This window comes from Synechococcus sp. H55.11 (assembly GCF_047462475.1).
Classification (GTDB): domain Bacteria; phylum Cyanobacteriota; class Cyanobacteriia; order Thermostichales; family Thermostichaceae; genus Thermostichus.
Genome location: NZ_JANSJI010000249.1, coordinates 1 through 2,916, shown reverse-complemented (window position 1 = coordinate 2,916; position 2,916 = coordinate 1). Strand labels below are relative to the sequence as shown.

Genomic DNA, 2,916 nt, shown 5'->3' with positions numbered 1-2,916 from the left:
AGGCGGCACCTGGGCAAAGTCCAATTCCCGCGCAGCGTGCATCACCTGGCGCAGTTCCCCGCCAATGCGGTAGCGATCCACATCCACATCGGGAAACTGGTAGTAGGGACGGATCTCCTGCAGTTGGCGATAGGTGGCCAAGAGGGGCTCCGTATCCCAAAGACGCACGTTGCGCAGGGTGGATTGATTTTGCTGCAGCGTTGCCAGCGTCAGGGATCCCTCTTCTGGAAACGGCTTTACCTCCACCTCGGCCAGGCCAAAGCCGGCGCGGGTAAAGCGGATGTTGTGCTCAATGTAGGGGCGCTCCAGCTCTAGCTCGTTGGGCGTGACCAAAAGGGTTTGCACCAGTTGCGGGTAAAGCCGGGTGGTCAGCAGCCCAAACCCCAGGTAGGCCCCCCACAGCAGAGCCGGCGCCAGCAGGGAACTGGCCCAGGCAGGGCACCAGGATTTGAAAAAGGGAAGGCGGAGGCGGATCCCCTGGCGGGCCAAAACCCAGAAGCCAATGGCCGTCAGGAAAGCCACCCCGCTCATTAGAGTGGTGGCTGGCAGGGTGGCGTGGACATCGGTAAAACCGGCGCCAAAGACAACGCCACGGGTGGAGTAGAGCAGCTCATAGCGATCCAGCCAGTGGCCCCAGGCGCGCAGCAAAAACAGGGCTCCGCCCAAGATTAGCAAGTGCCGCTGGGCAAACAGGGAAAGGGCCAGCGTCAGCCGCTGCTCCGATAGCCCTAGCTCCACCAGGTAGATGAGCGCTGTCGTGATCAGAGTGAGCAGCACCAAGTTGAAGCACCAGTGCTGCAGCGTCTCCCAAAAGGGCAGGCCGAAAAGAAAAAAGCCCAGATCGCGCCTAAAAATCGGATCCGACTCCCCCACAGGCACTTGGTGCAGCCAGAGCAGCAGCGCGAACCAGTGCTGAGAAAGAGACCAGGCCAAGCATCCACTCAACCCCAGCGCGATCGCCCAGGCCCCTGTCAGGGTCGCTCCCCGCCAGCAGGCGCGGATGTTGGATCCCACCACCGCCAGGGCAAAACCAAAGGCGCCCAGGCCCAGCCCCCAGCGGGCAAATACCCGCGTCCACAGCACCGGCAGGGCGTTCAGCTCGGCAAACCAGGCCAGATCTACATAGAAGGCCGCCAAGCCGCTGATGGCCAGGATCCCTAGTCCAATCCAAAGTAACAGGAGCAACCCTCGCCGCAACCGCTCCATGGACTCAGGGCATCCCACTCAAACTCGCTCTTGATCCTAGCCCTTGCACCGCCTCCAGCAAGCCCGCCGGCCCGCCGTCCACCCGCACCACCGGGATCCCGACTTGGGCCTGCAACTCTTGCCAGCTCAGATCGTCTAGAAAGCGCTCCCCATCCTTAAGAGCAATCTGGGGCAAAAGTAGCCCATCGTAACTTGCCAAGTTTTCAACGGATTTCAAAGCGCTGAGGATGTCCTGCCCTGTCAGCAGCCCGGTTACCGTCAGGGTTTGTCCCCAGAATTGGCTGGCAATGGGCAACAGATCCAACTGCAGCCCCCGAATGCTGTTCATCCGCTTGACCACGGGCTGGAAGGCCTGTTCCACGGCGTTGCCCACCACCCAGAGAACTTTGAGGGGAGCAGGGATCCCAGCCGGCAGCCGCACCTGCTCGAACTCGCTCAAGAACAAGCGCAGGGATCCCACTCCATTGCCCAGTTGGGGGTAATCTTCGTAGTGCTCTGCCGGCGGCAATTCCCGACCCGCCAGCAGATACCACTCATCAGCCAGCCAGGCAAAGGTGGATCCCAATTCTTGCCGAAACTGCGCCTGCAGCGCTTCCACCTGCGCAATCACCTCCGCCGCTTTGGCAGCATCCACCGGGATTAGCTCATCATTGGGGGGGCGAAAGCGGGTTAGCCCCACCGGCACCACCGCCGCCGAGAGGACGGTCGGGATCCCTTCGACGGGTTGGCCAAAAGCGGCCAAGTCCAGAAGGGTGCGAGTTAGCTGCTCCCCATCGTTCCAGCCTGGGCAGACCACCACCTGGGCATGCAGTTGCAGTCGGTGTTGGCGAAACCAGGCCAACTGCTCCAGGATCAAACCGGCACGCGGGTTTTTGAGCAGGCGGCTGCGCAGCTCCGGCTCCGTGGCATGAACCGAGACATAGAGAGGAGAAAGGCGCAGGCGGGCGATGCGCTCCCACTCGGCAGCGGTCAGGTTGGTAAGGGTGAGGTAGCTGCCGTAGAGAAAGCTGAGGCGGTAGTCGTCGTCTTTGAGGTGCAGCGTTGCCCGCATCTCAGGGGGCTGTTGGTCGATAAAGCAAAAGGGGCAGGCGTTGTTGCATTGGATGAGACCATCGAACAAAGCCGTCTCAAACTCCAGCCCCAGATCCTCGTCCATGTCTTTTTCCAGCTCAACCGTGCGCTGGATCCCTTGGTTGTCCAGGATCTCCAGGCAGAGATATTCATCAGCACACAAGAAGCGATAGTCAATGAGGTCGCGGGGCCGCTCGCCGTTGATGCTCACCAGGGCCTCCCCAGGCCGAATGCCCACCTTTGCCGCCAGGGATCCGGCCACCACAGCGCTGATGCGGGCGGGCTTGAGGCTAGCACGAGACATGGCGCGCCCAGAGCCTAAACCTACTCCAAACAGCGGCGAATTGCTGCTTCCAGCTCCGACTGGCTGAGCTCGGTAACCACAAACACCTCTTGCACGCTGCTGCCCTTGCGGGCAACCAACTTGTATCCCCCTCGAATGGGCACCGAAACCCGCAACTGCAACTGCGGGATCCGCCCCCGACTGCAAGATAAGGCACCGGGAGTCACGGTTTTGATGCCCGCTTGCCGGGCCAGGCGCTCCAGGACAGGGATCAGCCCAGAAATGTGAGTGGAGTGGTTCCAAACCAGACGGCCAGAAGGCTCAGACATAGCGGCAACGCAACAGTGAGGGGGGCT

Annotated in this window: 3 protein-coding genes; all 3 read right to left on the bottom strand. The window is 61.5% G+C overall.

Annotation, left to right across the window (positions count from 1 at the left end; genetic code table 11):
- Positions 1 to 1,206 (bottom strand): UPF0182 family protein (locus tag NW853_RS09970; RefSeq protein WP_414348934.1); only part of this gene is annotated, 1,206 nt, incomplete at its 3' end.
- A 4-nt stretch (positions 1,207 to 1,210) separates the two neighbouring features.
- Positions 1,211 to 2,581: a TIGR03279 family radical SAM protein gene (locus tag NW853_RS09965; protein WP_414348933.1), complete on the bottom strand. Its 1,371-nt coding sequence runs from the start codon at positions 2,579 to 2,581 to the stop codon at positions 1,211 to 1,213.
- A gap of 20 nt (positions 2,582 to 2,601) precedes the next feature.
- Positions 2,602 to 2,889: a DUF2103 domain-containing protein gene (locus NW853_RS09960; protein WP_414336024.1), complete on the bottom strand. Its 288-nt coding sequence runs from the start codon at positions 2,887 to 2,889 to the stop codon at positions 2,602 to 2,604.
- Positions 2,890 to 2,916 lie beyond the last annotated feature (27 nt).